Here is a 25,704-nt window from a genome sequence, read left to right as displayed (position 1 = left end):
TATTAAAGATTTTCATTTAATTGGAATCCTAAATGAAACAATCACAAAGAACAATGCAAATCTGCAATACCAGCATTGAAAAATATTAAGCTTTATTATGAATTTCATTCATAATCTATAAGCTATAATAATTTTGCCGCCTCTTGGTCTAAATACCACTCAGTCACACCGTTTTTCGCTTTAATACGAGCCGCCGGATACGGTAATTTTTCCGCCTCTGTTTCACGGATTTCCTTTAATATTTCCGCTTTTGCCGCACCTGTGACTAAGTAAGTAATACGTTTCGCTTGCTCAAGCAATTTAGCGGTTTTTGAAATACGAATTTGACCGCTTTCAGGATGTTTAGCAATAACCGCCACATTCGGGTCATTAAAATCGGTTTGATGAGGGAAAAGCGAAGCAGTATGACCGTCATTCCCCATCCCAAGAATGATCCAATCAAAAGCTAAATCAGGCACACAAGCGGTCAATTCTTGTGAAAATCTTGCAAGTTCTTGTTCTACCGGTTCTTCGCCACGAATACGGTGAATATTTTGTTGAGGAATTTGAATATGATCGAAGAGTAACTTTTGCACTTCACCATAATTACTTTCAGGATCCGTTGGTAACACCATGCGATCATCACCCCACCAAAAATGTAGATTTTGCCATTGGATTGCCGTATTAAATGGCGCTTGCGCTAATGTTTTAAACAATAATTTCGGGGTTGAACCGCCGGATAATGAAATATGTACCGGGCGGTTTAATTGGCTGTATAACACAAATTCTTGTGCAATTTTTTCCACCGCTTGCTGAGCGGATGGGAAGGTGATGTAATTCATTTTATCTCCATTGTTTTTTCCCCTCGCCCGTTTACGGGAGAGGGAGGAGAAAATCCGTAGGATTTTCGGAGGGAGAGGGCTATGTTACTATTTTTCCCCTCTCCCTGATAAAAATTGCCTTACGCAATTTTATCTATCTCTCGCTCACAAACGGACGAGAGTATCATTTTTTATACTTTTTTCTTCATCATACCTGATGGTTTACGCCATACTTTACCATGTTTCGCGATAAGTTTATCCGCTTCGGTCGGCCCCCAAGTACCCGCTTCGTACTCATAAATTCTGCCTCTCTCCGCTTTATAATCTAAAATCGGCTGCACAAATTTCCAACAAGCGTGTACCGCATCAGTACGAGCGAATAAAGTTGCATCGCCTTTTAACGCATCTAATAATAAACGTTCATAAGCGGTTAATAAGCTTGATGCCGAACTTAAATCCGAATAACGGAAGTCCATTGAAACTTCTTTCGCATCAAAACCTGCTCCCGGTTTTTTCAAGCCGAAGCGCATTGAGATACCTTCATCCGGCTGTACGCGAATAATCAGTTTATTCTCCGGTGCATTTTGGCTGAATACCGGGTGTGGTGTCGTTTTAAAATGAATCACCACTTCCGTGACACGCACTGGCAAACGTTTGCCTGTTCGCACATAAAAAGGAACGCCCGCCCAACGCCAGTTATCAATCTCACATTTAAGCGCCATATAAGTTTCAGTATTTGAATCCGCCGGTACGCCTTTCTCTTCTAAATAGCCGGCAACCATTTGGTCATCCACTTCGCCTTTCACATACTGACCTAGCACCACATTATTTTTCACATCTTCAGCGGTTAACGGATGTAAACAATGCAACACTTTCGCCACTTCATCACGCATTGAATCGGCATTAATAATTGCCGGTGGCTCCATTGCAACCATCGCTAATACTTGTAACAAATGGTTTTGGAACATATCACGCATTGCGCCCGAACCGTCGTAATAACCGCCACGATCTTCCACGCCAATTGCTTCCGCCCCGGTAATTTCTACGTAATCAATAAAATTACGGTTCCATAAAGGCTCAAATAAACCGTTTGAAAAACGAAGTACAAGTAAATTTTGCACCGTTTCCTTACCTAGATAGTGATCGATACGGTAGATCTGATGCTCTTCAAAGTAATGATGGATTTTTTCATCTAATTCTTTAGCAGTTTTAATGTCATAGCCGAACGGTTTTTCCACGATGATACGCTTCCAGCCGAATTCTTCAGTGGTCAAGCCATGAGCAGCTAAACATTCCGGAATAACGCCGTATAAACTTGGCGGTGTAGAAAGGTAATAAAGCGTGTTACCACAGCTACCATATTTATCGTGTAGCTCATCTAAACGAGGTAATAACTTCGCATAATCTACCGCATCAGAAGTGTTAACTGCTTGATAATAAAGGTGAGTACAGAAATCTTCTAATGATTGTCCTTCCGCCTTTTCAAATTTGATTAAGGCATCACGCATTTTACTGCGGAAAGAATCGTCCGTAAGCTCGGAACGAGCCACACCTAATACCGAGAAATGCTCCCCGAGTCGACCAATTTTAAATAAGTTATAGAGCGCAGGGATTAATTTACGAAAGGTTAAATCACCTGATGCGCCAAAAATAACAATACAACTATTTTCGATATTCATTTTTATATTATTCCCGAATTCGTGAGTCATTTAACTAATATGTAACATTTTTACTGATGTTGCAAATAGCTATTACGAATTAAATTGAAAGATTTTTTCCCAATTCAACTGTTTATCCGCCACCATCACAAAATGGGGGTTTACAAAAGTCGGACGTTGATTATAAGTTAACGGCTCAAAATTCAAATCAAAAATTTTACCGCCGACCTCTGCCAATAACACTTCTGCTACAGCGGTATCCCATTCGCCGGTATCGCCAAACCGTACATAACAATCTACTTTTCCTTCGGCAATCAAACCGGCTTTTAAGCTGCTTGAGCCATACTGCAAAATTTCCGTTTGATAAGATGGATTGACCGAATTTAACACTTTACTTTGTGCCGATGCCCCCATCGCAATTTTTAAGCGGTTGTGATTAAGCAAACCTTGATGTCCAACAAGCGGTCGAATTTCACCATTTTTTTGCAAAAATGCACCGTTTCCTGCCATGGCAAAATACGTTTTTGCTAGAATTGGCGCATGGATCACGCCTAATACCGGATGATTATGTTGAACCAAGCCGATCACCACAGAAAATTGATCAGTACGATCAATAAATTGTTGTGTACCGTCTAACGGATCAATAATCCAATATTCTTGCCACGACTGGCGCTCTTCCAATGGAATATTGCAATTTTCTTCCGATAAAATCGGCACATTCGGTGTGAGCTGACGTAATTTTTCCGTGATAAATTGGCTAATAAACAGATCCGCTTCGGTTACCGGCGTATGATCCGCTTTAATCTTGATTTCGACCGAGCGCTGATAAAAACCTTTCAGGTGTTCTCCGGCTTCCTGCGCAATTTGTTTGACTGATTGTAAAAGCGTTGAATTTAATGACTTCATGCTAAAATTTCCCTATTTTTGACCGCTTGTCAGATACTCTCTTAACATAAAAAGGGCGGCTAGATTTCGTGATTCCGCAAAATTTGGATCAGCAAGTAGCTCATCTATTTTTGCCAAAGGCACTCTTACCACTTCTAACGGTTCCGGCTCATCACCTTCTAATTTGGACGGATAGAGATCTTGTGCAATAAATACGTGCATCAACCCAAACATATGACTCGGGCCAGTATAAAGCGAGCGTAAAAATTCAATTCGTTTTGCACCGAAACCGATCTCTTCTTGTAATTCTCTATTTGCACTTATGATGGGTTCTTCGCCCTGATCAACAATTCCTTTCGGAAATCCTAATTCATAGCGCTCGGAAGCAACCGCATATTCTTTAACAAAAATCAGTTCTTGGTTTTGAATCGGAATCACCATTACGGAAGAACGGCGTTGCGGCGTGAGACGCTCAAAAGTGCGCTCTTCACCATTTGAAAAACGCAAATCAACCGCCTGAACCTCAAAAATTCGGGTTTTCGCAATTGTTTCAACGTTCAAAATTTTAGGAAGTTGTTGAGTCTGCATGCTTTGCTCCCACATCAAAATGATGTCACTAAGATACCACATTTACCGAAAATTATTTGTTCTTTTTTATGACCTTGTTATCATAATACTTTCTGAATTTTAATGTGTGTTTACAGGAAATCATCTCCAAAATTGCCTATAGAGAGTGCTTATAAAGAACGCACTAAAGAGAAATAAAATGAAACAGCCGACATCAAAAGAAGATAATGAAGTTCGCCTCGATAAATGGTTATGGGCGGCACGTTTTTATAAAACACGTTCGATTGCCAAAGCGATGATCGAAGGCGGTAAAGTACATTATAACGGGCAACGGGCGAAAACCAGTAAAACGGTAGAAATTGGAGCAACGATTAAACTGCGCCAAGGTAATGATGAAAAAGAAGTCATCGTAACAGCACTCAGTGACCAACGCCGAGGCGCGCCGGAAGCGCAATTACTTTATCAAGAAACCGAAAAAAGTATTAAGCAACGTGAAGTGATTGCCTTTGCCCGCAAAGCAAATGCGCTTTCGATGCCACATCCTGATCGCCGACCGAATAAAAAAGAGCGCCGTGATTTGCTAAAATTTAAAGATCAAATATTGTAATTTATAAATTAATCCCCATATTCAGGCTAAATTTATGGCGCACGTTTTACGTGTGCCTTCTTTTATTTTAACAAGCGGTTAAATTTGCAAATTTTTTTGCAAATCCTACCGCTTTCACTAGGAAAAACCATGAATTATACAAAAGACAACGACAAACTTTATCGCTATTTATTCCAAAACCGTGCCGTGCGTGGTGAATGGGTTCGTTTAAACGATACCTTTACCGAAACGTTGAATACCCACCAATATCCAAAAGCGGTACAAAATTTATTAGGTGAAATGTTGGTCGCAACTAGCCTACTCACCGCAATTATGAAATTTGAAGGGACGATTACCGTCCAAATTCAAGGTGATGGCCCACTCAAATTAGCGGTGGTAAACGGTAACGAACAGCAACAATTGCGCGCATTAGCGCGTACGCAAGCTGAAATTGCCGATAACGCAACATTGAGCGAAATGATTGGTAACGGTGTGTTAGTCATTTCGATTATGCCGAATGACGGCGAACGTTACCAAGGTGTGATCGCATTAGACAAACCGACCATTCGTGAATGTTTAGAAGATTATTTCATTCGTTCAGAGCAGCTTCAAACCCATTTAGTGATTCGCACCGGTGAATATGAAGGTAAAGCGGTAGCCGGCGGTTTATTATTACAAATTATGCCGGACGGTACCGGTACACCGGAAGACTTTGAGCATTTAATGACGCTTGCCGAAACGGTTAAAGACGAAGAATTATTCGGCTTAGAAGCGGAAGAGTTGTTGTTCCGTTTATATCACGAAGAACAGGTAGAAGTTTATCCACCGCAAGAGACCAAATTCCATTGCGGCTGTTCTCGTGAGCGTTCAGGCAATGCGATTTTATTGTTACCAATGGAAGAAATTGATGAAATGCTTGCTGAGAAAAATGGTGTAATTGATATGCAATGCGAGTGCTGCGGTACTCAATATTTCTTTGATAAAAATGCCATTATGGAATTTAAAGAAGAAGCGGATAAATTGACAAAATTAAACTTATAGATCAAAAGCTATAATGATAAGCGGTTGAATTTAAAGAATTTTCTACTAATTCAACCGCTTTTTTGTAAACATTATTGCGGCTAAAATTTGGCTAACATAGAATCTCTTGAGCAATCACTCTAATCTATAATTACTAAGGAGATCACTATGATCAATTTGATAAAAAACGCAATATCAACACCATACTTCAGTACGTTCTTCCCTAGGCATATACAAACAAACCATTTCTTGCCTAAATATGCTTCATTCACTAAACCAACAGCCAACTATCTGACTAAACCGTTTTCCGTATCTCACGAAGATGCCTCCATAAGCAGTAAAGCGAACGCTCTCAAAGAATATGTTGCAAAAAACCAAACCAAATTATTTCAAAATGTCACAAATGCCTATAAAACAGACAGCGATAAAGACGGCATTATTGATATAAATGATAAAAATCCAAATATGTGGAATGTATCGGATAGAGACTTACGCATATTCTCCGCATTATCTTATCAGAATAAAGACAAGCTAGATGCTTACTTTAAACTTAAATCAACAGTGATTGACTCAAATTATGCACAACAAATTAAAGAAGTAGTTAATCACTGGGAAGTTCTACGTACGGAAAGTCCGGGGAGCGGTTTAGACTATACTATTTTCGGTAATGGTAAGAATTCTGATGGTAGTTACAATAATGTCGTAATTGCATTTAGAGGCACAACAAATTTGCCGGATTTAACAGCTGATTTGCGTCTCACATTTGGGGATACCCCAATGCAAACCGCTTATTTAGATCAAGCTGCGAAATATATTGAAGCGTATAAACCGAAAAATGTTTATTCAACCGGTCACTCTTTAGGTGGTTATCTTGCGGAGTATTTCGTTGCACACACCATTCAAAGCCGTGCTGATTGGGCGGGTATGTTTAAACGCAGTGCTTTATTTAACCCTGCAGTTTTAAAACACCACGATCTCTCAAGCCAAACGCTCAAGAAAGCATATAGTTTAGCCAATGAATTTACCAAAACTAATGTAACTGATGATAGTGACAAATCTCATGTCGTCACAAAACATAAAACGGATTCCTATGTAATTAAGGGGGAATTTGTAGACAAGTTCCTTGGTCATTATGACGGCACAACTTTCTTCGATTTCAAACAAGGAAAATTATCAGGTCTTCATGCGCTATCTAGTTTCTTTGAAAAAGATAACCAATTAAAAGATACCTTCTCCCAAGGATATCGCATAGATCATCACTATGATAACAATGATAGCGATAATGATGGCCTGACCGATACGATGGAGAAACGTATTGGAAGTAACATTCATAAAGCCGATACCGATAATGATGGCTATGATGATTCAACAGAAGCTTATTTAGGTTCCAACGTACTTGCGTCAAATATTATTCCAACCCTAACTGAAAAGGGTGTCCAGATTGTTAATCTTAATGCGAATGGTGACAGCACTACATATAGCATTCATGCAGAACAACCTATTGCATTAACGGCCGAATATCGAGCAGCTGACGAAGCAGCACCAATGGCGATCAATAGCGAGCTTGCTGAATCTAGCTTATTAGCGACTGAATTCGAACAACCATTTGAAACTGAAGTATTTAGCCTATCAAGTGAATTTAGCGCTAATGATGATAACTTAAATGCGATCAATGTAGCAGCAAATGATAGCAACTTTAGCTATCCTGCCGCGACTCATTTCGCTGGTTTTACTGCGAATATTGAAGTTCCACAGTATGGCGCTGCCGTAATGTAGGTTTGAACAAGTAGCACTTAATTCGTTCAATAAAACAAGCGGTCGAATTTCGTTAGATTTTTACCAAAACGTAAAAAATTACAGAAATTCGACCGCTTATCGTTCGTTACTAAGCTAAACCTTACAGCATTGGGGTACGATTTTTATGTAGTAACTTCGCAATAATGTTTTCTACCGATTGCTCCATTTGTACGCCTAAACGCTGAGTTAGATTTTTCTTCTCTTTGAAACTTAGCTCAATCACCTCTTTTTCTTTTACCGCATTCAATAATAAATCATCACTTGTTGAAATTTCATCGACTAAATTAAGCGCTAACGCTTGTTTACCGAACCAATGTTCGCCGGTAGCAATTTTTTCAATCTCTAATTGCGGACGATTTTGCGCTACAAATTGCTTGAATAATTCGTGGGTTTCTTCCAATTCTTGCTGGAATTTTTGTTTGCCTTTCTCAGTATTTTCACCGACTAAAGTGACTGTGCGTTTATATTCACCGGCAGTCATTACATCTACATCAATATCGTGTTTTTTCAGTAATCGGTGGATATTCGGTACTTGTGCCACCACACCAACCGAACCGATAATCGCAAAAGGTGCCGAAACAATTTTATTCGCCACGCACGCCATCATATAGCCACCGCTCGCCGCTACTTTATCTACTGCGACTGTCAATGGAATATTGTGATCACGTAAACGCTGTAACTGTGAAGCCGCTAAGCCATAGCCGTGAACTACACCGCCGGGACTTTCCAATTTAAGTAACACTTCATCTTCCGCCTTAGCCAGCGATAGCACCGCACTAATCTCTTTAGCTAACGCATTAACCGCACTGGCTTGTACATCACCGTTAAATTTTAAAACGAATAGGCGAGATTTTTCCGCTTCGGCTTTCTCTCCGCCTTCTTTAAGGCGTTTTTTCTCCGCTTTCGCTTTTTCTTTTGCCGCTTTTTTCTCATCTTTTTCAAGCTGTTTCTGCTCTTCTTCGCTGAGGAAAAAACTCGCTAAAGCTTTTTGCTGTTCTTTATATTTTTCGGTTAAATTCGTCATTGAAATTGCACCGTTCTCAGGTTGTTTTTTCGCTTCTAAAATCAACATAACAACAACCGCAACAATGCCGAATATCGTAAGTAATTCCAATAAGAAAATACCGTAATTAAGTAAAATTTCTTTCCACATTCTGTGAGGTTCCTTTTGTAAAAATAAAATTAATTTTGACCGCTTGTTTCCGCTTCCAACACATCGACCACCGCTTGTGCCGCCTGTGTATCCGCATCACATTGAATCAGTTTATGTAATTCAGTAAAACGTTGTTTTAATTCGTTTCGCTGTTTTTTATGGTCTGCATCATTCGCCAAATAATTACCCAAATACCATGCTAAATTTTCCGGATTGCATTCGTCTTGAATTAATTCAGGTACTAACATTTCGTCCGCTAATAAATTAGGTAGGGAAATATATTTGGTTTTCACTAAACGTTTAGCCAGCCAGTAAGTGCTGGCTTTCATTTTATAGCCCACTACCATCGGTGATTTGCATAGCATTCCTTCTAACGCCGCAGTACCGGAAGCAAGTAAGGTAGCTTCTGCCGCAATCATCGCTTGGCGAGCATTACCTTTAAGAATCTTCACGTCCAGATCCGGCGCAACTTGCACTTTAATCTGTTCAAATTGGGCGATACGTTTGTCATTAACTAACGGCACTAAAAATTCTAATTCTGGATATCTCTGTTTAAGAATCTGTGCGGTTTTTAAAAACGGCTCTGTTAAAAAGCCGACTTCGCTTGCACGGCTACCCACTAAAATTGCAAGATAACGTTTTGTTTCATCTAACTCTAAAGCCGCACAAGCTTCGGAACGGTTCGGTTTCAGTGCAATCGCATCCGCCATCGTATGACCGATAAAGCGACAAGGTACATTAAAACGATCATAGAATGCTTTCTCAAACGGTAAAAATGCCAATACTAAATTAGTCGCGCGAGCAATTTTATGTACACGGCTCTGACGCCATGCCCAAACCGACGGGCTAACATAATGAATAGTCTTAATTCCACTCGCTTTGAGTTTTTCTTCAACCGTTAAATTAAAATCAGGCGCATCAATACCGATAAAAATATCCGGTTTTTCCGCTAACATTGTTTCAATCACTTGCTTACGGCGTTTGAGCAAACGGGGCAAATGTTTTACCACTTCTGCTAACCCCATCACTGCCAGCTCTTCCATATCGAATAAAGTTTCGCAGCCAGCTTGTATCATTCGCGGGCCAGCAACCCCAATAAAACGGGCATTTGGATAATGCAATTTAAGGGCGTTAATCAGCCCGGCACCCAGAATATCACCGGAAATTTCTCCAGCGACAAGGGCAATAAGAGGCGCATCTTTTGTCATCATAATTTCACTCTCATTAATTATTCATCACTTTTATTATAGGCTGATTATAACCAAGCACAATATAAACTCATAAAATCACATTGATTGAATTTTTTACCACGAGTAAAATATAACCTCCAATTTATATTTCATTTGGAGTGAATATGAAAAAAACAGCATTAGCCCTTTTAGCTTCTGCTTTTGTGGCAAGCTCAGTATCAGCGGTTGAATTATTTAACTTAGATTCAACCGGTACTAAAGCGGAATTTATCGGTTCTGCTCGTTTAAAATGGACAAGTAGTTCAACCAAAGACACTCACCAAAACGGTTCGGCAATCCGTAACCATGTAAATAAACCGGTACAAAATAACGGTTCACGTTTCGGCTTCCGTTTAACCCAACAGATTGGTAGCGGCTTCTACGCTTTAGGTCGTGTAGAATGGCGTTTACGTGGTGCGGACGAACGTGGCGTATCTAGTTCTCAACACGATTTAGACCACATCTATGCTCACCAACTTTATGCAGGTTTAGGCCATAAACAATACGGTGAAGTGACTTACGGTAACCAAACGGTAATTACCGATGAAGTAAAACAAACCGATATTCCAAATACCTTAAGTTTATCTGACGGTTTATTAGTTTCCGGCGCACGTCGTTCAGTTCAATATGTTTACAAAGGTATTGAAGGCTTAAAAGTAGGTGCGTACTATGGCGGTCATAGCCAACGTTCAAATACGAATATGGATTTAAGCCAAGATCGCAAAGATGTATGGGGCTTCGGTTCAATTTATAATTATAAATTTGATGATGTTCAAAGCGTACAAGTGGCGACCGGTTTCTCTCGTGAACGTTTTGAGCGTGTCGGTTCAGCGCCTGCTTATGATCGCAATGCGTATTCGGTCGGTGCGGCATACACTTACGATAAAACCACATTCGGTGTGGATTTAGAACGTCGTAAAACCGAAAACCAATCGGTACAAGGCAATGAACGTACCGAAAAAGAAGTGCGTACCCTTATTTATCATCGTTTAACCGATGACTGGCGTGCATACGGTATGTATGCTTATAAAACCAATAAGCTTGAACAAGCGATTGGTCAAGACAATAAAGAAAGAAAACATCAATTTATGGTAGGTACCGAATACTATTTACCAAAAGTGGTTGATCAGTTAAAAACTAAACTTTTCGTAGAATGGCAGGCAACTCGTACCAAACATCCGGAAGCTAAAATAGCACGCGATGTAAATAAATCACGCGATTATACGACGGTCGTCGGTTTCCGTGCTTATTGGTAATTTCACATTATTCGTAAACAACAAAGCCCAAACATTGCTTGGGCTTTTTATTGCAATAAATAAGCGGTCAGAATTTGCAATTTTTTTGCAAAATTCGACCGCTTGTCCGTCTCTAATTAATCCGAATTATTTGGTTAATTGAACTAAGATACGGCGTACCGGCTCTGCCGCCCCCCATAATAATTGGTCACCTACGGTAAATGCCGCAAGATATTCAGGCCCCATTGCTAATTTACGTAAACGACCAACCGGAACGCTTAATGTACCGGTCACTTTCGCCGGTGTTAATTCACGTAAAGTAGTTTCTTTGTCGTTTGGAATCACTTTCACCCATTCGTTATGCGCCGCAATAATTTGCTCGATTTCCGCTAACGGCAGGTCTTTCTTAAGTTTGATCGTAAATGCTTGGCTATGGCAACGTAATGCACCGATACGCACACATAAACCGTCAACCGGAATTGGGTTATCGCTTAAACCTAAAATTTTGTTGGTTTCCGCATAACCTTTCCATTCTTCTTTAGTTTGACCGCTCTCTAATAATTTATCGATCCAAGGAATTAAGCTACCAGCAAGCGGCGCGCCGAAGTTATCGGTTGGGAAGCTGTCTTCACGCATTTTTGCTGTTACTTTGCGCTCAATATCTAAAATTGATGATGCAGGGTTTGCCAATTCTGCTTTTACAGAATCTTCTAATTCACCCATTTGTGAGAGTAACTCACGCATATTTTTTGCACCTGCGCCAGAAGCTGCTTGGTAAGTTGCGACAGAAACCCATTCTACTAAATCTTTTTCGAATAAACCGCCGATCGCCATTAACATTAAACTTACGGTACAGTTACCGCCAACAAATGTTTTTACACCATTTTTCAAACCATCTGTAATAACATGCTGGTTAACAGGGTCTAATACGATAATTGCGTCTTTTTCCATACGTAAGGTTGATGCGGCATCAATCCAATAGCCGTTCCAGCCTGCAGCACGTAATTTAGGATACACTTCGGTAGTGTAGTCGCCACCTTGGCAAGTCACGATAATGTCTAACTTTTTAAGTTCTTCAATATCGAAAGCGTCCTTTAAATCACCGGCATCTTTCCCCGCAAAAACCGGTGCTTTTTGACCCGCTTGTGAGGTAGTGAAAAAAATTGGGTTAATGTTTGCAAAGTCGTTTTCTTGAACCATACGATCCATTAAAACTGAACCGACCATACCACGCCAACCGATAAAACCTACATTTTGCATTGTGTTGCTCCTAAATTGAAAAGTACAAAGTTGTGTTTGAATTTATTTTGGAAAAAATAGATGTGATAAATACAAGATTTTATGTAAAAATGCAATCGATTTTAGGTCATTCAGGTAATATATGTTAAATGGAGCTTACCGACCTAAAATATTTCCCCTTTAACTCTAGAAACTAAAAGGAAATTATATGAAATTCACAAAACTTGCACTCTCTGTAGCATTATTCAGCGCATCGGCTTTTGCTGCGGCACATCCGGGTCACCATACTACTGATAATCCAAATGCAGAGAAACTCGTAGTACAAGTTCAACAACTTGATCCGGTTAACGGAAATAAAGATGTCGGTACAGTTGAAATTACCGAGTCGGCATACGGTTTAGTATTTACACCAAACTTAACTGGTCTTGCACAAGGCTTACACGGTTTCCATATTCACGAAAATCCAAGCTGTGAAGCAAAAGAAAAAGACGGCAAATTAGTAGCAGGTTTAGGCGCTGGCGGTCACTGGGATCCTAAAGGTGCGAAACAACACGGCTTCCCATGGTCTGATAACGCTCACTTAGGCGACTTACCGGCATTATCCGTAATGCAAGACGGTTCGGCTAACAACCCTGTACTTGCGCCTCGTTTAACAAAACTTGAGGAAGTCAAAGGTCATTCATTAATGATCCACGCAGGTGGTGATAACCACTCTGATCACCCGGCTGCATTAGGCGGTGGCGGTCCTCGTATGGCGTGTGGCGTAATTAAATAACATAATTAAATAAATTTAAACGTATGAAAAAGGGGATGTGTTAAACATCCCCTTTTGTTATTTAGTTAGCATACCTTGATGCATCTGGAACAACATATCTTGCTCGCTTTCTTGCCATTGCATTTGGTTTAGCTGATCTTTAGTAATTGCCGTTACAAATACTTGCGAACCGCTTTCTCGTAAACGATGCGCTAGTAATTCTCGCTTAGTCGGATCCAACTCGGAAGCGAAGTCATCAATCAGGAATAAACACTGACGCTCTTTTTGCGCCACCAAATATTCTCCTTGAGCCAAACGCAACGCACACATCAGTAATTTCAATTGCCCACGAGAAAGCACATCTTCCACCGGCAAACCATTCGCCCGAAAACGAAAATCCGCCTTTTGCGGGCCAATCATGGTATAACCCATCGCTTTATCTCGCTCAAAACCCAGAGCAAGAATCTCAGCATAACCAGCACCTTTCTCCCAGCCTTGATGGAAACTCACTCCTATTTCCAATTCAGGTAAGAAAAACTGACAGGTTTTCTCAATTTCCGGTCGTAATGCTTCCGCATAGTTCGCACGCATTTGGCTGACAATCTCCGCCAATTTCGCCAATTCAATATCCCACGGCTTTAATTCGGCATAACGGCGAACTTGATGTAATGCGGCATTACGTTGCTTGAGTAAACGTTTTAAATTCGCCCAACAGCTATAAAATTCGGTATATTGGTGGAATAGCCCCCAGTCTAAAAACGCTCGACGGAAAGTCGGTCCGCCGTTTAATAACGTCAGCCCTTCCGGCGTAATTACTTGCATCGGCAATAGATGTGCCAAATCAGAAATTTTATTACCATCCTCACCGTTAATTTTTAGCAACGTATCGCCCGAACGTTTTTTCTGGATCCCGACCGACCATTGATGTTGCCCTTCATCAATACGACCGTGTAACACAAAATCTTCTGCTTGATAGCTAATGATTCGATTACTGATATGACTTTTAAATGACCGACCGTGCCCTAAGTAAAAAATCGCTTCCAACAAACTAGTTTTACCGCTGCCGTTATGCCCTACGATAAAATTAAAATTCGGACTGAGTTCAAGATCGATAGATTGGAGATTACGGAAATTATTGATGATTAATCTGGATAAGGGCATAAAAATAACCACGGAAAACACGGAGCTACACAGAAATAATCGTAACTCCGCAAATAGGATTAAAGACGCATTGGCATAATCACATATTCGGCAGTGCTATTATCACAATCTTCAATTAAGCAGCTTGAACTTGCATCCACCAAATTGAAACGCACTCGCTCACATTTTAAGGTATTCAGCACGTCTAACAAATAACTCACGTTAAAGCCGACTTCCATTTCCGGGCTTTGATATGCCACGTCAATGATCTCTTCCGCTTCTTCTTGTTCCGGGTTATTTGCGGTAATTTTTAGTAAGTTTTCACTTAACGCTAAACGCACGCCACGGAATTTTTCATTCGATAAAATTGCCGCACGCATTAATGCACGTTTTAACACTTCGGTTTCCGCTTCTAAAATGCGATCCGCATTACGTGGTAATACACGGCGATAGTCAGGGAAACGCCCGTCAATCAGTTTAGAGGTAAACACCACACCGTTCATTGACACACGTAAATTGCTGGTACCGATTTCTAAACGTACCGTTTCATCACTCACGGCGACAAGGCGCGATAATTCTAATACCGCTTTACGAGGCACAATGACCGAATGAGTTAATAACTCTTGATTTAACGCCATGGTACAAACCGCTAGACGGTGTCCGTCCGTTGCTACGGTACGCAATAAATTACCTTCGGTTTCGAACTTCATACCGTTTAGAAAATAACGCGCGTCTTGGTTCGCCATTGAGAATTGCGTCGCATCAATCAAACGAGCAAGGGTAGATTGTTCAATCGAAAAATCCACTTCCGGCTTCCAATCCATTAAATTCGGATAATCGCTTGCCGGTAATGTGGCTAAATTGAATTTACTGCGAGCCGCTCTAACTAAAGCACGATCTTCTTCGAATTGAACCGAAATGCTGCTATCTTCCGGCAAACTACGGCAAATATCGAGGAATTTTTTCGCAGGAATGGTAAATTTTCCAGCAAAATCGACCGCTTGTTCAAGGGTTGCCACCGTGGTTAATTCCACTTCCAAGTCCGTGCCGGTTAACGATAAACGGTCGCCTTCAATTTCAAGCAGAATATTATTAATCACAGGCAAAGTCGGGCGGCTGCTTAATACGCCACAGACCTGTTGTAAAGGCTTAAGTAACTGTTCTCTGGTAATCGTAAATTGCATAATAATCCCTTATCGCCTATGACGATAATTTTCTGGTTAAGTTGGTATAATCTTCTTGAATACCGCTATCGGTATCACGTAATTCATTAATCGTTTTACAAGCGTGCATCACGGTAGTGTGATCACGTCCGCCAAATTCTCGACCAATTTCCGGTAAGCTGTGATTGGTTAATTCTTTTGCCAATGCCATCGCCATTTGACGAGGACGAGCGACCGAACGGGTACGACTTTTTGACTTTAAGTCAGACATTTTAATGTTGTAATATTCGGCAACCGTTTTTTGAATATTTTCAATCGTAATTAAGTGATCGTAAGAAGCGATCAGATCTTTTAACGCTTCACGCACCGCATCAATCGTTATTTGACGCTTAGTAAAGTTACGCCACGCAATCACACGGTTTAACGCACCTTCTAATTCTCGTACATTGGTACGCAATTTTTGCCCGATGAAAAATGCCACTTCTTCCGGCAACTCTACCCCACGTTCTTCCGCTTTTTTCATCAGAATCGCTACTCGGGTTTCTAATTCAGGAGGTTCAATTGCGGTGCTTACGCCCCAACTTAGTCGAGATTTAATGCGTTCTTCGATATTCTCAATATTTTTAGGGAAGTTATCCGAAGCTAAAATAATCTGTTTATTACGTTCGAATAATGAATTAAACGTGTGGAAAAACTCTTCTTGTGAGGCTTCTTTATTAGCAAAGAATTGAATATCGTCAATCATCAACACGTCAAGCGAACGATAGAATTTCTTAAAATTCTCAATCGTATTACCCTTCAATGCTTTGACCATATCTTGCACAAAACGCTCGGAGTGAATATAGACCACTCTCGCTTGCGGGTTACGTTTTAGGATTTCATTACCTACCGCATGCAATAAATGCGTTTTACCCAAACCGGTACCGCCATAAAGTGAAAACGGATTACAGTGGCTTTCACCCGGATTGTCCGCCACCTGCTGAGCAACCGCTTTGGCTAACTGGTTTGATTTACCTTGTACAAAATTTTCAAAAGTGAGTGATTCGTTTAAACCTGTTCTGAAATTCTTATTGGTTTCTGGTACTTCTTCTTTTGAATCGTTGCTTGCCGTACTGGCCGAAGTCGGTTTGTGTTCCGCCGGCTTAATACCAACACGAATTGAAACTGCTAAATTGTCATTTTTAGATAAAAAGCGGGCGAGATCGACAATCTCCGCCAAAAATTTATCTTTTACCCAATTTTCAACAAATTGATTTTGAGCATAAAGAGTGAGCTCCCCGTTTGCAAAACTTGCCTGCAAAGGGCGTAGCCAAGTGCTGTAATCAGTCGGCGATACTTTCGTTTGTAAGTGATTAAGACAATCAGACCAAAGGGAAGACACGATTTGCTCCAAGGAATTAAAGTTAAAATGAACTGTCAATAATACCTTAAAATCCTGTGGAAATCTTGTAAATTTTCAAGAAAAAATCACTCTAGATTTTTATACAAGCAATTTGTCCAAAATTCCGCTATAATTTCCTCTATTTCTGTCCATCATTTACTAAATAAAAGCAATGAAAGAATCTATTATCAACAAATTAGAAAGCCTAAGTGAACGCCATGAGGAATTACAAGCCTTATTAGGCGATCCATCCGTGATTAACGATCAAGACAAATTCCGTGCTTATTCAAAAGAATATTCACAACTTGAAGAAGTGGTGACTACTTTCAATCGTTGGAAAAAATTAAACAACGATATCGAAGAAGCACAAATTCTGCTTGATGATCCGGATATGAAAGATATGGCGGCGGAAGAAATTGCGGAAAATAAAGCCGAAATCGAAAATTTGGAACAACATTTACAAATTCTATTACTGCCGAAAGATCCGAATGACGAATACAACGCATTCTTAGAGATTCGCGCCGGTACAGGTGGTGACGAAGCGGGTATTTTCGCTGGCGATTTATACCGTATGTACAGCCGTTATTGTGAAAGCAAACGCTGGAGAATCGAAGAAATGTCTGCCAACGAAAGCGAACAAGGCGGATATAAAGAAATCATCGTTAAAATCAGCGGTGAAGGTGTATACGGTCAACTTAAATTCGAATCGGGCGGTCACCGCGTACAACGTGTACCGAAAACCGAATCACAAGGTCGTATCCACACCTCTGCGTGTACGGTTGCAGTAATGCCGGAATTGCCGGAATCTGAAATGCCGGAAATCAACCCAGCAGATTTACGTATCGACACTTATCGCTCATCAGGTGCCGGCGGTCAGCACGTTAATACCACCGATTCTGCAGTACGTATCACACACATTCCGACCGGCATTGTAGTAGAGTGCCAAGACGAACGTTCACAACACAAAAACAAAGCGAAAGCGCTTGCAGTATTAGCTTCTCGTATCGTTCAGGTTGAACAAGAGCGCCAAGCGGCAGAACAAGCGGATACTCGCCGTAACTTACTTGGCTCGGGTGACCGTTCGGATAAGATTCGTACTTACAACTACCCACAAGGTCGTGTAACCGATCACCGTATCAATCTAACCGTTTACCGTTTAGATGAAGTGATGAACGGTAAAATTGACGAATTAATTCAGCCGATTATTACCGAATACCAAGCGGATCAGTTAGCTGCGCTTTCTGATAACGCTTAATTTAGATCGAAGGTGGGGCTAACCACCTTCATTCTTTTACTCTTACTTTCTGGAAAGCAATTATGAATAAAATTTTCTTAGCAACTGCGGTTGCACTCTTAAGCGCCTGTACCACTTACACAACCAGTAATGCGCCATCAGCGAGCCGTGAAGCGACAATTCAAAGTTTTATCGGTGAATGGGAATGTCGTATGGACGGTGGTAGCATTGCTACAAGTAATAAAGTGAAACTTAGCCAAGACGGTAAAGCAACCTATTTAGGCAAAATGGTGTTACCGAATGATAATCCGATTTTCAGCTATGATATTAACCGTAACGGTACTTGGAACTACGCTAACCACACCCTAACGTATAAATTTACTCAAGGTAGCGTAACCCGTGCACATACGGATGAAATTCAGCAAGCATTGAAAATGGATAAAGAGTTAAATAGCTCTGAAAAACAATACTACAATGCACTGAGCAAACAGATGACGAAAAAGAGCAACCCAATTAATTTAGCAGTAAGTAACTTCGCTCAGAATTCATTTACTATTCAGCAAAAAGTCGGAAATACAGCGCGTACCGGTCACTGTGTCCGCCCGACAAACTAAACTCATCATTGACAGGGGCAGAAGGCTATCTGCCCTATAATAATCTGATAAAAGGTTCTAATGACTTATACCGAATGGCTCGCTTATGCAGTAAATGCGTTACAAGCAAATTTAGTTCAAGATCCCCATCTTCATCCTAAAACGGACGTAAACATACTGTTACAAGCGGTCACAAAACGCTCAAAATCTGCAATTTTCGCTTTTGGTGAAACCGAACTAAACCAAACGGAAATGTCCCAACTGGAAGCGCTGCTTACTCGTCGCTTACAAGGTGAGCCAATGGCGTATATTTTAGGTGAAAAAGAATTTTGGTCATTGCCATTAAAAGTTTCGCCGCATACGTTAATCCCTCGACCGGATACGGAACGCTTGGTTGAAGTCGCATTAGAATGGGCTTACAAGCGGTTAGAAATCCAAAAAACTTTGCAAATTTTAGATTTAGGTACCGGTACCGGTGCAATCGCCTTAGCGCTTGCTTCAGAACTGGACGATAAAGCGCAAATTCTCGGTGTGGACTTTAAAGCGGAAGCGGTTGCGCTTGCCGAAACTAATCGCCAAAATTTAGGCTTTAATAACGTGAGCTTTTTACAAAGCGATTGGTTTTCTGCTCTTGAAAATCAGCAATTTGATCTTATTGTTAGCAATCCGCCTTATATTGATAAACAAGATGAAAATCTGAAATACGGCGATGTACGCTTTGAACCACTCTCCGCACTGGTTGCCGAAGAAAACGGTTTGAGCGATTTGCAAAAAATTATTCAAAATGCACCGCTTTATTTAGCCAATAACGGGGCATTAATGCTGGAACACGGTTGGCAACAGGCTCAAGCGGTTCAACAAATTTTTCAACAATATCAATGGGATGAAATAGCCTCATTCCAAGATTACAGCGGTAATGACCGTCTGACAAAAGCAGTAAGAAAGGCAAAATAATGGACGATATTATTCAAGAATTACTCAAAGAACTGGAAGATCCAAAAGTAGAAATTAGTCGTAGTGAACTACAAAAATATTTATACCGAGAAATGGTTCGTCTAACGTTACTGATTGATGATTCTTTGAGTGAGCCGCAAGTATTGGGCTTAATGTCGGCGCTAGTAAAAAAAGCCCGTTATCAAGTAAATGCCACATCAGATGCCGAACGTATTCAACAATTACTTGATCTCGTCTATCAAGAATGGAAATTTAACTGCGATTATGAGGGTTATTTCCATACCGATAATTTATTGCTTAACCGAGTGATTCGTCGTCATCAAGGTATGCCGGTTTCTGTTGGCGCGATTGTGTTATATTTAGCGGCAGCGCTTGATTTACCGCTTTATCCGGTAAACTTCCCAACCCAATTAATCTTACGCGCCGAAATGAAAGATGAAAAAGGTAAAACCACAGTACGTTTTATTAACCCTTGGGACGGCAGTTTCTTACCAATGGAACTCTTGATTAAATGGCTTGAAGGCGAAGTCGGTTATGGCGTTGAATTATCGCCGGATTTACTGCGTAAAGCTCAGCCGAACGAATTACTTGAACGAGTAGAAACCGTCTTTAAAATGGCGCTGACGCGTGAAAAAAAATACGAAGAAACCTTACGCGTAATTGAATACCGCCTTGCGTTCAGTCCGGAAGATCCGTATGAAATTCGTGATCGAGGGATGGTGCTGGCAAGTATGGATTGCTACCAAGCGGCATATGAAGATCTCAGTTATTTTATCGATCAATGTCCGGAAGATCCTTCCGCCGTGATGCTCAAACTCGAAATGAAAGGTTTAGAGCAAAAAAGTAAAGAAAGTAGATTACATTAATCCCAGATCACTTTTTTGTAGCAAGAACATCAACATAAAAATCCTTTAACTTACTTAAAATCCTTTTGGATTAAGGAAATAGAACATGAACAACAAAATCGTAAAAGTCGGCAATATCGAAGTGGCGAATGACAAGCCGTTTACTTTATTCGGCGGTATGAACGTATTAGAAAGCCGTGATATGGCAATGCGTGTCTGTGAAAAATATGTAGAAGTCACCAATAAACTTGGTGTGCCTTATGTATTTAAAGCTTCTTTCGATAAAGCGAACCGCTCGTCAATTCACTCTTATCGTGGCCCAGGTATGGAAGAAGGTTTAAAAATCTTCCAAGAATTAAAAGATACCTTCGGTGTAAATATCATTACTGACGTGCACGAAATTTATCAATGCAAACCGGTAGCGGAAGTCGTGGATATTATCCAGTTACCGGCGTTCTTGGCTCGCCAAACGGATTTAGTCGAAGCAATGGCACGTACCGGTGCGGTGATTAACGTGAAAAAACCACAATTTTTAAGCCCGGGTCAAATGGGTAATATCGTGGAAAAAATTGCGGAATGTGGTAATGAAAACGTGATTCTTTGCGACCGTGGTACTAACTTCGGCTACGATAATTTAGTCGTGGATATGCTCGGCTTTAACATTATGAAAAAAGTATCGAAAGGCTGTCCGGTAATTTTTGACGTAACTCACTCACTACAATGCCGTGATCCATTCGGTGCAGCATCAGGTGGTCGCCGTGATCAAGTAACCGAATTGGCGCGTAGCGGTATGGCGATCGGTTTAGCCGGTTTATTCCTTGAAGCGCATCCGGATCCGAACAGTGCGAAATGTGACGGTCCGTCAGCCTTACCGTTATCAAAATTAGAAGCATTCGTTAGCCAAATGAAAGCGATTGATGATTTAGTTAAATCATTCGAAGAAATTGATACGTCAAACTAATGCCTATTACCACGGGGAGTCATTACTTCTCGTGGTAAAAATTTAAGGAGCCTTCCATGACTGTGCTTAATATCGTTTTTCTGGATAAAACCGGTGTACCCACCCACGAAATTCCTCGCCCTTCCTTTCCTCATACTTGGACGGAATACGACAGTACCGATTCTTCACAAACCTTTGAGCGTGCTAAAGATGCGGATATTATTGTCACTAGCAAAGTATTACTCGGCAGAGAATTACTGGCTCAATTACCGAAACTGAAATTAATTGCGATTACCGCCACAGGTACCAATAATGTTGATTTAGTCGCGGCGAAAGAGCTGGGTATTGCAGTAAAAAACGTAACCGGCTATTCCACCACAACGGTGCCGGAACACGTTTTAGGCATGATTTTTGCTCTGAAACACAGCTTAATCGGTTATCACCGTGATCAAATTACTTCGGATCGTTGGGCAACATGCGGGCAATTCTGTTATGTCGATTATCCAGTAACCGATATTCGCGGCTCAACCTTAGGTATTTTCGGCAAAGGCGACACCGGTTCGGAAGTGGCCCGCTTAGCACAAGCGGTCGGAATGAAGGTAATTTTTGCAGAACATAAAGGCGCAGCCGAAATTCGTGACGGTTATACTGCTTTTGAAGAAGTATTCAAGCAAGCGGATGTTATTTCATTGCATTGTCCGCTCACCGATTCAACTCAAAACCTGATTAACGCCGAAACCTTGGCATTAATGAAACCGACCGCTTATTTAATTAATACCGGCAGAGGTCCATTAGTAGATGAAGCGGCATTATTAGCAGTTTTAGAGAACGGCAAGATTGCCGGAGCAGCGTTGGACGTATTAGTCAAAGAGCCGCCGGAAAAAGACAATCCGTTAATGCAGGCGGCAAAACGCTTACCGAATTTATTAATTACCCCGCACGTTGCGTGGGCAAGCGATTCGGCAGTCACTACTTTAGTAAATAAAGTGACGCAGAATATGGAAGAATTTGTACTCAACGGAAAATAATATTCTACGAAATAGCCTCATTTCCAAAAGACGCAAGCGGTTTAAAATTAGCGAAAATTTGCAAAAAATTCGGTAAATTTGACCGCTTGCTTTTTGAGTATTAGGTATAAATAGCTAACAATATAAACTATGAATTTAACAACTCTTTTTATTGCCTTTCGCTATTGGCGTTCTAAAAGTGCCGATCGCTTCGGGCGCTTAGTCACCAATTTGGCAAGTTTCGGGATCGTGCTTGGCGTAATGGCATTAGTGATCGTGCTGTCGGTAATGAATGGCTTGGAGAATATGCAAAAGCGTAATTTACTTTCAACACTGCCGCACGCTATTGTGTTACCACAAGAAGGACATTTCGATAAAAATCAACCGCTTAATTTACCGGCATTTGCAAGTAAAAGCGTAGCGATTAATAAAGCGAATGTAATTATCCAAAGCCAGCAAGGAATCAACGCCGGTCAGTTACTCGGTGTTGAAAATGAAAGTGATGATCCGATGCTATTCGGCGAGAATGTCAAAGCACTCTTGCCACAAGGTGAATTTAACGTGTTGATCGGCTCACGTCTTGCTAACAAGTTAAATATTGGTACGGGTGAAAAGATCCGCTTGATGATTACCGAAAACAGTCAATATACGCCGATGGGACGTGTACCGGTTCAGCGTTTATTTAACGTGGTTGGTATTTATCATAGCAACAATGAAGCAAGCGAATATACTCTTTTCGCCAATCTTGCTGATGTTGGGCGTTTACTGCGGATAACCGAAGACCAAGTGCAAGGTATGCGTCTATATTTGCAAGATCCGTTCCAAGTTACCGAACTTAGCCAACATTTCGCTGCAAATAACTACCAAATTAGTGACTGGCGAGAACAAAAAGGCGAATTTTTCCAAGCGGTTCGTATGGAAAAAAATATGATGGGTTTATTGATCAGCCTGATCATTATCGTTGCTATTTCCAATATCGTGACTTCACTCAGTCTGATGGTGGTGGACAAACAAGGTGAAATCGCCATCTTACAAACCCAAGGTTTAACTAAACGACAAGTAACACAAATTTTTATTTTCCAAGGTGCGATTGTCGGAGTAATCGGTTCGATTTTAGGCGGTATTATCGGTACAGTTATCACACTCAATTTAGATGAGATTGTGGCGTTACTCAATCCGAATATTCATCTACCGACACTAATTTCACCAATGCAGGTGACAACGATTATCGTGACTTCGATTGTGTTGTCATTGGTTTGTACCCTTTATCCTGCATACCGAGCGGCAAAAATCGAACCGGCTCAGGCATTGAGATATGAATAATTTCAACCACGGAATACACAGATAACACGGAAAATAAAATGCAATGATTTCTGAGTATTCAGTGTGTTCTGTGGTTCTAAATATTTCCACTTAAATAAAGATAAAAACAGTATGACCGAATTATTACGCTGTGAAAATATCAGCAAATTTTATGATGAGGGCAACCAAAAGGTGCAAGTCCTCAAAGACGTTTCATTTTCGATGAATAGCGGTGAATTAGTGGCAATTGTCGGCTCATCCGGTTCAGGCAAAAGCACCCTATTGCACACGCTTGGCGGTTTGGATCAACCGAGTTCGGGTGAAGTTTGGATCAAACAACAATCGCTGCAAAAATTAAGTGCGAATAAACTGGCGCAACTGCGTAACCAAAATCTCGGTTTCGTTTACCAATTCCATCACTTAATGGCGGATTTTACTGCGCTTGAAAACGTGATGATGCCAATGCTAATCGGTAATCAAAATAAAAGCGAAGCACGCGATCGTGCCGAAAAAATGCTACAAGCGGTCGGATTATCGCACCGAATTACCCATCGTCCTTCAGCACTTTCCGGTGGCGAACGCCAACGTGTGGCGATTGCCCGTGCGTTAGTCAATAATCCGGCGCTCGTGTTAGCCGATGAACCGACCGGTAACCTCGACCAAAAAACTACAGAAAGTATTTTTGATCTGATCAAACAACTAAATGCTGAACAAAATATCGCCTTTTTGTTGGTCACTCACGACTTAAATCTAGCAAATAAATTAGCTCGCCGCTTTGTGATGCGAGATGGTGTATTAAGCGAGGCAGATTAATGAATACCCCCTTTTTTATTAGCTGGCGTTATCAACGAGGCAAACAAAAAAATCGGTTGGTCTCCTTAATCTCGCTGTTTTCCAGTGTCGGCATTGCGCTTGGTGTCGCTGTATTGATTATCGGCTTAAGTGCGATGAACGGTTTCGAGCGGGAACTAAATCAGCGGGTGCTTTCCGTTGTTCCGCACGCTGAACTGTATTCCTACCATGGTAATGAAAATGCCCCGATACAAGCGGGCAAAAAACTGGAAAATCTTGCAAATAGTAATCCAAATGTGACCGCTTCTTCGCCTTTCGTCAGCTTTACCGGCTTGATTGAAAACGGTACGCAACTGAAAATCGCCCAAGTTCGAGGCGTTGATCCGGTTAAGCAAGATAAAGTCAGTTCGCTTAGCCATTATATTCCGAGTGAGCAATGGCAAGCGTTCCATCAACAAGGCGGTTTGATTCTTGGTGCCGGTATTGCTAAAGATTTGGAAGTGACCGCAGGTGATGAAGTCACGCTATTATTGCCACAACCGACCGAGGACGGCAAATTGGCTCAACCGTTACGTTTCAGCCTACCGGTAACCGGCGTACTGAAACTGGAGGGGCAACTCGACCATAGCTATGCGTTATTGCCGATTGAAAAAGCCCAAGAGTTATTGGAATATCAACCGAATGAATATTCGGGCATTGAGTTGGCATTAAAAGAACCGTTCAAAGTACAAGAACTGCAAATGCCGGAACTCGTTAACTTTAATCAACCGCTGTATCTCAACACTTGGATTGAAAAATTCGGTTATATGTATAACGATATTCAGCTGGTACGCACCGTGATGTATATTGCAATGGTGTTAGTGATCGGTGTTGCGTGTTTTAATATTATTTCTACGCTGATTATGGCGGTAAAAGATAAGCAAGGCGATATTGCGATTATGCGTACGCTCGGTGCGAATAATGGGTTTATCAAACGTATTTTTCTGTGGTACGGTTTGCTGTCCGGCATGAAAGGGGCGTTGGCTGGGATTATACTCGGCGTGATACTGTCGCTGAATTTAACTGCAATGATTAAAGCGATTGAAGGATTTTTCGGGATCAAACTGTTATCTGACGGTGTTTACTTCGTAGATTTCCTACCAAGTGAACTACACTGGCAAGATGTCGCTTATGTGTTAATCGCAACCATTGTATTAAGTCTGTTCGCCAGCCTCTATCCGGCAACCCGAGCGGCAAAATTAGAACCGGCAAAAGTCTTAAGCGGTCATTAACTTTGATATGAAAAAAGCACGAGTTTAGCTCGTGCTTTTTTGTTTTCCGATGACCTGACACAAGCGGTCAAATTTCACTGATTTTTTGCAAATTGTCCTCATAAAAAAACCTCAGCTCTTTCGAACTGAGGTTTTTACTATTACTTACTACAAGCTATT

Annotated in this window: 24 protein-coding genes; 14 read left to right on the top strand and 10 right to left on the bottom strand. The window is 41.0% G+C overall.

The window, feature by feature from the left end; all coding sequences use genetic code 11:
- Positions 1-122 precede the first annotated feature (122 nt).
- The 4 genes from pgl to nudE all read right to left on the bottom strand — a co-directional run bounded on the left by pgl (position 123) and on the right by nudE (position 3,931).
- Positions 123-821 (bottom strand): 6-phosphogluconolactonase, encoded by a 699-nt coding sequence (pgl, locus tag EL121_RS07745; RefSeq protein WP_039195896.1) that lies wholly within the window; start codon positions 819-821, stop codon positions 123-125.
- Positions 822-991: 170 nt separating this feature from the next.
- A complete protein-coding gene (gene zwf, locus EL121_RS07740) occupies positions 992-2,479 on the bottom strand; it encodes a glucose-6-phosphate dehydrogenase (protein ID WP_039195894.1) in 1,488 nt (495 codons plus the stop codon).
- 72 nt (positions 2,480-2,551) lie between these two features.
- Complete coding sequence (gene cysQ, locus EL121_RS07735; RefSeq protein ID WP_039195892.1) at positions 2,552-3,364, bottom strand: 3'(2'),5'-bisphosphate nucleotidase CysQ; 813 nt, start codon at positions 3,362-3,364, stop codon at positions 2,552-2,554.
- Positions 3,365-3,376: 12 nt separating this feature from the next.
- The gene (gene nudE / locus EL121_RS07730) at positions 3,377-3,931 is read right to left on the bottom strand and encodes an ADP compounds hydrolase NudE (RefSeq protein WP_039195890.1); all 555 of its coding nucleotides are present in this window, start codon (positions 3,929-3,931) and stop codon (positions 3,377-3,379) included.
- Between the two features lie 178 nt (positions 3,932-4,109).
- Here nudE and hslR point away from each other — a divergent pair, with 178 nt between their 5' ends.
- From hslR to EL121_RS07715, 3 genes are all read left to right on the top strand, one after another.
- Positions 4,110-4,517, top strand: coding sequence for a ribosome-associated heat shock protein Hsp15 (gene hslR / locus EL121_RS07725; protein ID WP_039195888.1), 408 nt, complete (start codon positions 4,110-4,112; stop codon positions 4,515-4,517).
- 129 nt (positions 4,518-4,646) lie between these two features.
- A complete protein-coding gene (gene hslO, locus EL121_RS07720) occupies positions 4,647-5,537 on the top strand; it encodes an Hsp33 family molecular chaperone HslO (RefSeq protein WP_039195887.1) in 891 nt (296 codons plus the stop codon).
- Positions 5,538-5,765: 228 nt separating this feature from the next.
- A complete protein-coding gene (locus EL121_RS07715; RefSeq protein ID WP_231554679.1) occupies positions 5,766-7,292 on the top strand; it encodes an alpha/beta hydrolase family protein in 1,527 nt (508 codons plus the stop codon).
- 121 nt (positions 7,293-7,413) lie between these two features.
- On the opposite strand, the gene sohB is transcribed toward EL121_RS07715, so the two are convergent.
- Together sohB and lpxB are read right to left on the bottom strand one after the other, a co-directional pair.
- A complete protein-coding gene (sohB, locus tag EL121_RS07710; RefSeq protein ID WP_039195885.1) occupies positions 7,414-8,466 on the bottom strand; it encodes a protease SohB in 1,053 nt (350 codons plus the stop codon).
- 29 nt (positions 8,467-8,495) lie between these two features.
- Positions 8,496-9,677, bottom strand: a complete 1,182-nt coding sequence (gene lpxB / locus EL121_RS07705) for a lipid-A-disaccharide synthase (protein WP_081978343.1) — start codon at positions 9,675-9,677, stop codon at positions 8,496-8,498.
- 143 nt (positions 9,678-9,820) lie between these two features.
- Between lpxB and EL121_RS07700 the strand changes: the two genes are divergently transcribed.
- Entirely contained in the window at positions 9,821-10,951 is a 1,131-nt protein-coding gene (locus tag EL121_RS07700) for a porin (protein WP_039195884.1), read from the top strand.
- Between the two features lie 126 nt (positions 10,952-11,077).
- Here the strand turns inward: EL121_RS07700 and asd are convergent, their stop codons facing one another.
- Positions 11,078-12,190 carry an aspartate-semialdehyde dehydrogenase gene (gene asd / locus EL121_RS07695; RefSeq protein ID WP_014990837.1) on the bottom strand — a complete coding sequence of 371 codons (1,113 nt, stop codon included), beginning with the start codon at positions 12,188-12,190 and terminating at the stop codon, positions 11,078-11,080.
- 187 nt (positions 12,191-12,377) lie between these two features.
- Here asd and EL121_RS07690 point away from each other — a divergent pair, with 187 nt between their 5' ends.
- On the top strand, positions 12,378-12,944 hold the full coding sequence (locus EL121_RS07690; RefSeq protein ID WP_039195882.1) for a superoxide dismutase family protein: 567 nt from the start codon (positions 12,378-12,380) through the stop codon (positions 12,942-12,944).
- A gap of 57 nt (positions 12,945-13,001) precedes the next feature.
- Here the strand turns inward: EL121_RS07690 and recF are convergent, their stop codons facing one another.
- The 3 genes from recF to dnaA are packed head-to-tail and all read right to left on the bottom strand — an operon-like array spanning position 13,002 to position 16,619.
- The gene (recF, locus tag EL121_RS07685; RefSeq protein ID WP_039195880.1) at positions 13,002-14,084 is read right to left on the bottom strand and encodes a DNA replication/repair protein RecF; all 1,083 of its coding nucleotides are present in this window, start codon (positions 14,082-14,084) and stop codon (positions 13,002-13,004) included.
- Positions 14,085-14,143: 59 nt separating this feature from the next.
- Positions 14,144-15,247 (bottom strand): DNA polymerase III subunit beta, encoded by a 1,104-nt coding sequence (dnaN, locus tag EL121_RS07680; RefSeq protein ID WP_005595575.1) that lies wholly within the window; start codon positions 15,245-15,247, stop codon positions 14,144-14,146.
- Between the two features lie 16 nt (positions 15,248-15,263).
- Positions 15,264-16,619: a chromosomal replication initiator protein DnaA gene (gene dnaA / locus EL121_RS07675; RefSeq protein WP_197050950.1), complete on the bottom strand. Its 1,356-nt coding sequence runs from the start codon at positions 16,617-16,619 to the stop codon at positions 15,264-15,266.
- A gap of 160 nt (positions 16,620-16,779) precedes the next feature.
- On the opposite strand from dnaA, the gene prfA reads away from it, so the two are divergent.
- From prfA to lolE, 9 genes are all read left to right on the top strand, one after another.
- Entirely contained in the window at positions 16,780-17,862 is a 1,083-nt protein-coding gene (prfA, locus tag EL121_RS07670) for a peptide chain release factor 1 (RefSeq protein WP_015674540.1), read from the top strand.
- A gap of 62 nt (positions 17,863-17,924) precedes the next feature.
- Positions 17,925-18,455, top strand: a complete 531-nt coding sequence (locus EL121_RS07665; protein ID WP_039198915.1) for a hypothetical protein — start codon at positions 17,925-17,927, stop codon at positions 18,453-18,455.
- A gap of 60 nt (positions 18,456-18,515) precedes the next feature.
- Positions 18,516-19,388, top strand: coding sequence for a peptide chain release factor N(5)-glutamine methyltransferase (gene prmC, locus EL121_RS07660; RefSeq protein WP_039198914.1), 873 nt, complete (start codon positions 18,516-18,518; stop codon positions 19,386-19,388).
- The gene (locus EL121_RS07655; RefSeq protein WP_039198912.1) at positions 19,388-20,254 is read left to right on the top strand and encodes a SirB1 family protein; all 867 of its coding nucleotides are present in this window, start codon (positions 19,388-19,390) and stop codon (positions 20,252-20,254) included. The genes prmC and EL121_RS07655 overlap by 1 nt, the downstream gene beginning before the upstream one ends.
- Before the next feature lie 85 nt (positions 20,255-20,339).
- Positions 20,340-21,194 (top strand): 3-deoxy-8-phosphooctulonate synthase, encoded by an 855-nt coding sequence (kdsA, locus tag EL121_RS07650; protein WP_039198910.1) that lies wholly within the window; start codon positions 20,340-20,342, stop codon positions 21,192-21,194.
- Between the two features lie 56 nt (positions 21,195-21,250).
- A complete protein-coding gene (locus EL121_RS07645) occupies positions 21,251-22,201 on the top strand; it encodes a 2-hydroxyacid dehydrogenase (RefSeq protein WP_039198907.1) in 951 nt (316 codons plus the stop codon).
- 129 nt (positions 22,202-22,330) lie between these two features.
- Positions 22,331-23,503, top strand: coding sequence for a lipoprotein-releasing ABC transporter permease subunit (locus EL121_RS07640; RefSeq protein ID WP_039198905.1), 1,173 nt, complete (start codon positions 22,331-22,333; stop codon positions 23,501-23,503).
- Between the two features lie 111 nt (positions 23,504-23,614).
- Positions 23,615-24,295: a lipoprotein-releasing ABC transporter ATP-binding protein LolD gene (gene lolD, locus EL121_RS07635; protein WP_009874752.1), complete on the top strand. Its 681-nt coding sequence runs from the start codon at positions 23,615-23,617 to the stop codon at positions 24,293-24,295.
- Entirely contained in the window at positions 24,295-25,545 is a 1,251-nt protein-coding gene (gene lolE, locus EL121_RS07630) for a lipoprotein-releasing ABC transporter permease subunit LolE (protein WP_039198903.1), read from the top strand. The genes lolD and lolE overlap by 1 nt, the downstream gene beginning before the upstream one ends.
- The last annotated feature ends 159 nt before the right edge of the window (positions 25,546-25,704 follow it).

This window comes from Actinobacillus equuli (assembly GCF_900636745.1).
Taxonomy (GTDB): domain Bacteria; phylum Pseudomonadota; class Gammaproteobacteria; order Enterobacterales; family Pasteurellaceae; genus Actinobacillus; species Actinobacillus equuli.
Note: the sequence above shows the minus strand (reverse complement) of the source record. Positions and strands in the feature narration are given on the sequence as shown.

What these genes read in the sequence shown, in the direction of transcription:
- pgl (WP_039195896.1), bottom strand. Translation starts at nt 821, where the DNA reads ATGAATTACATCACCTTCCCATCCGCTCAGCAAGCGGTGGAAAAAATT.
- prmC (WP_039198914.1), top strand. Translation starts at nt 18,516, where the DNA reads ATGACTTATACCGAATGGCTCGCTTATGCAGTAAATGCGTTACAAGCA.
- lolE (WP_039198903.1), top strand. Translation starts at nt 24,295, where the DNA reads ATGAATACCCCCTTTTTTATTAGCTGGCGTTATCAACGAGGCAAACAA.
- hslR (WP_039195888.1), top strand. Translation starts at nt 4,110, where the DNA reads ATGAAACAGCCGACATCAAAAGAAGATAATGAAGTTCGCCTCGATAAA.
- EL121_RS07690 (WP_039195882.1), top strand. Translation starts at nt 12,378, where the DNA reads ATGAAATTCACAAAACTTGCACTCTCTGTAGCATTATTCAGCGCATCG.
- EL121_RS07665 (WP_039198915.1), top strand. Translation starts at nt 17,925, where the DNA reads ATGAATAAAATTTTCTTAGCAACTGCGGTTGCACTCTTAAGCGCCTGT.
- hslO (WP_039195887.1), top strand. Translation starts at nt 4,647, where the DNA reads ATGAATTATACAAAAGACAACGACAAACTTTATCGCTATTTATTCCAA.
- EL121_RS07700 (WP_039195884.1), top strand. Translation starts at nt 9,821, where the DNA reads ATGAAAAAAACAGCATTAGCCCTTTTAGCTTCTGCTTTTGTGGCAAGC.
- EL121_RS07655 (WP_039198912.1), top strand. Translation starts at nt 19,388, where the DNA reads ATGGACGATATTATTCAAGAATTACTCAAAGAACTGGAAGATCCAAAA.
- EL121_RS07645 (WP_039198907.1), top strand. Translation starts at nt 21,251, where the DNA reads ATGACTGTGCTTAATATCGTTTTTCTGGATAAAACCGGTGTACCCACC.
- lpxB (WP_081978343.1), bottom strand. Translation starts at nt 9,677, where the DNA reads ATGATGACAAAAGATGCGCCTCTTATTGCCCTTGTCGCTGGAGAAATT.
- cysQ (WP_039195892.1), bottom strand. Translation starts at nt 3,364, where the DNA reads ATGAAGTCATTAAATTCAACGCTTTTACAATCAGTCAAACAAATTGCG.
- prfA (WP_015674540.1), top strand. Translation starts at nt 16,780, where the DNA reads ATGAAAGAATCTATTATCAACAAATTAGAAAGCCTAAGTGAACGCCAT.
- nudE (WP_039195890.1), bottom strand. Translation starts at nt 3,931, where the DNA reads ATGCAGACTCAACAACTTCCTAAAATTTTGAACGTTGAAACAATTGCG.
- asd (WP_014990837.1), bottom strand. Translation starts at nt 12,190, where the DNA reads ATGCAAAATGTAGGTTTTATCGGTTGGCGTGGTATGGTCGGTTCAGTT.
- sohB (WP_039195885.1), bottom strand. Translation starts at nt 8,466, where the DNA reads ATGTGGAAAGAAATTTTACTTAATTACGGTATTTTCTTATTGGAATTA.
- dnaN (WP_005595575.1), bottom strand. Translation starts at nt 15,247, where the DNA reads ATGCAATTTACGATTACCAGAGAACAGTTACTTAAGCCTTTACAACAG.
- EL121_RS07640 (WP_039198905.1), top strand. Translation starts at nt 22,331, where the DNA reads ATGAATTTAACAACTCTTTTTATTGCCTTTCGCTATTGGCGTTCTAAA.
- lolD (WP_009874752.1), top strand. Translation starts at nt 23,615, where the DNA reads ATGACCGAATTATTACGCTGTGAAAATATCAGCAAATTTTATGATGAG.
- kdsA (WP_039198910.1), top strand. Translation starts at nt 20,340, where the DNA reads ATGAACAACAAAATCGTAAAAGTCGGCAATATCGAAGTGGCGAATGAC.
- zwf (WP_039195894.1), bottom strand. Translation starts at nt 2,479, where the DNA reads ATGAATATCGAAAATAGTTGTATTGTTATTTTTGGCGCATCAGGTGAT.
- recF (WP_039195880.1), bottom strand. Translation starts at nt 14,084, where the DNA reads ATGCCCTTATCCAGATTAATCATCAATAATTTCCGTAATCTCCAATCT.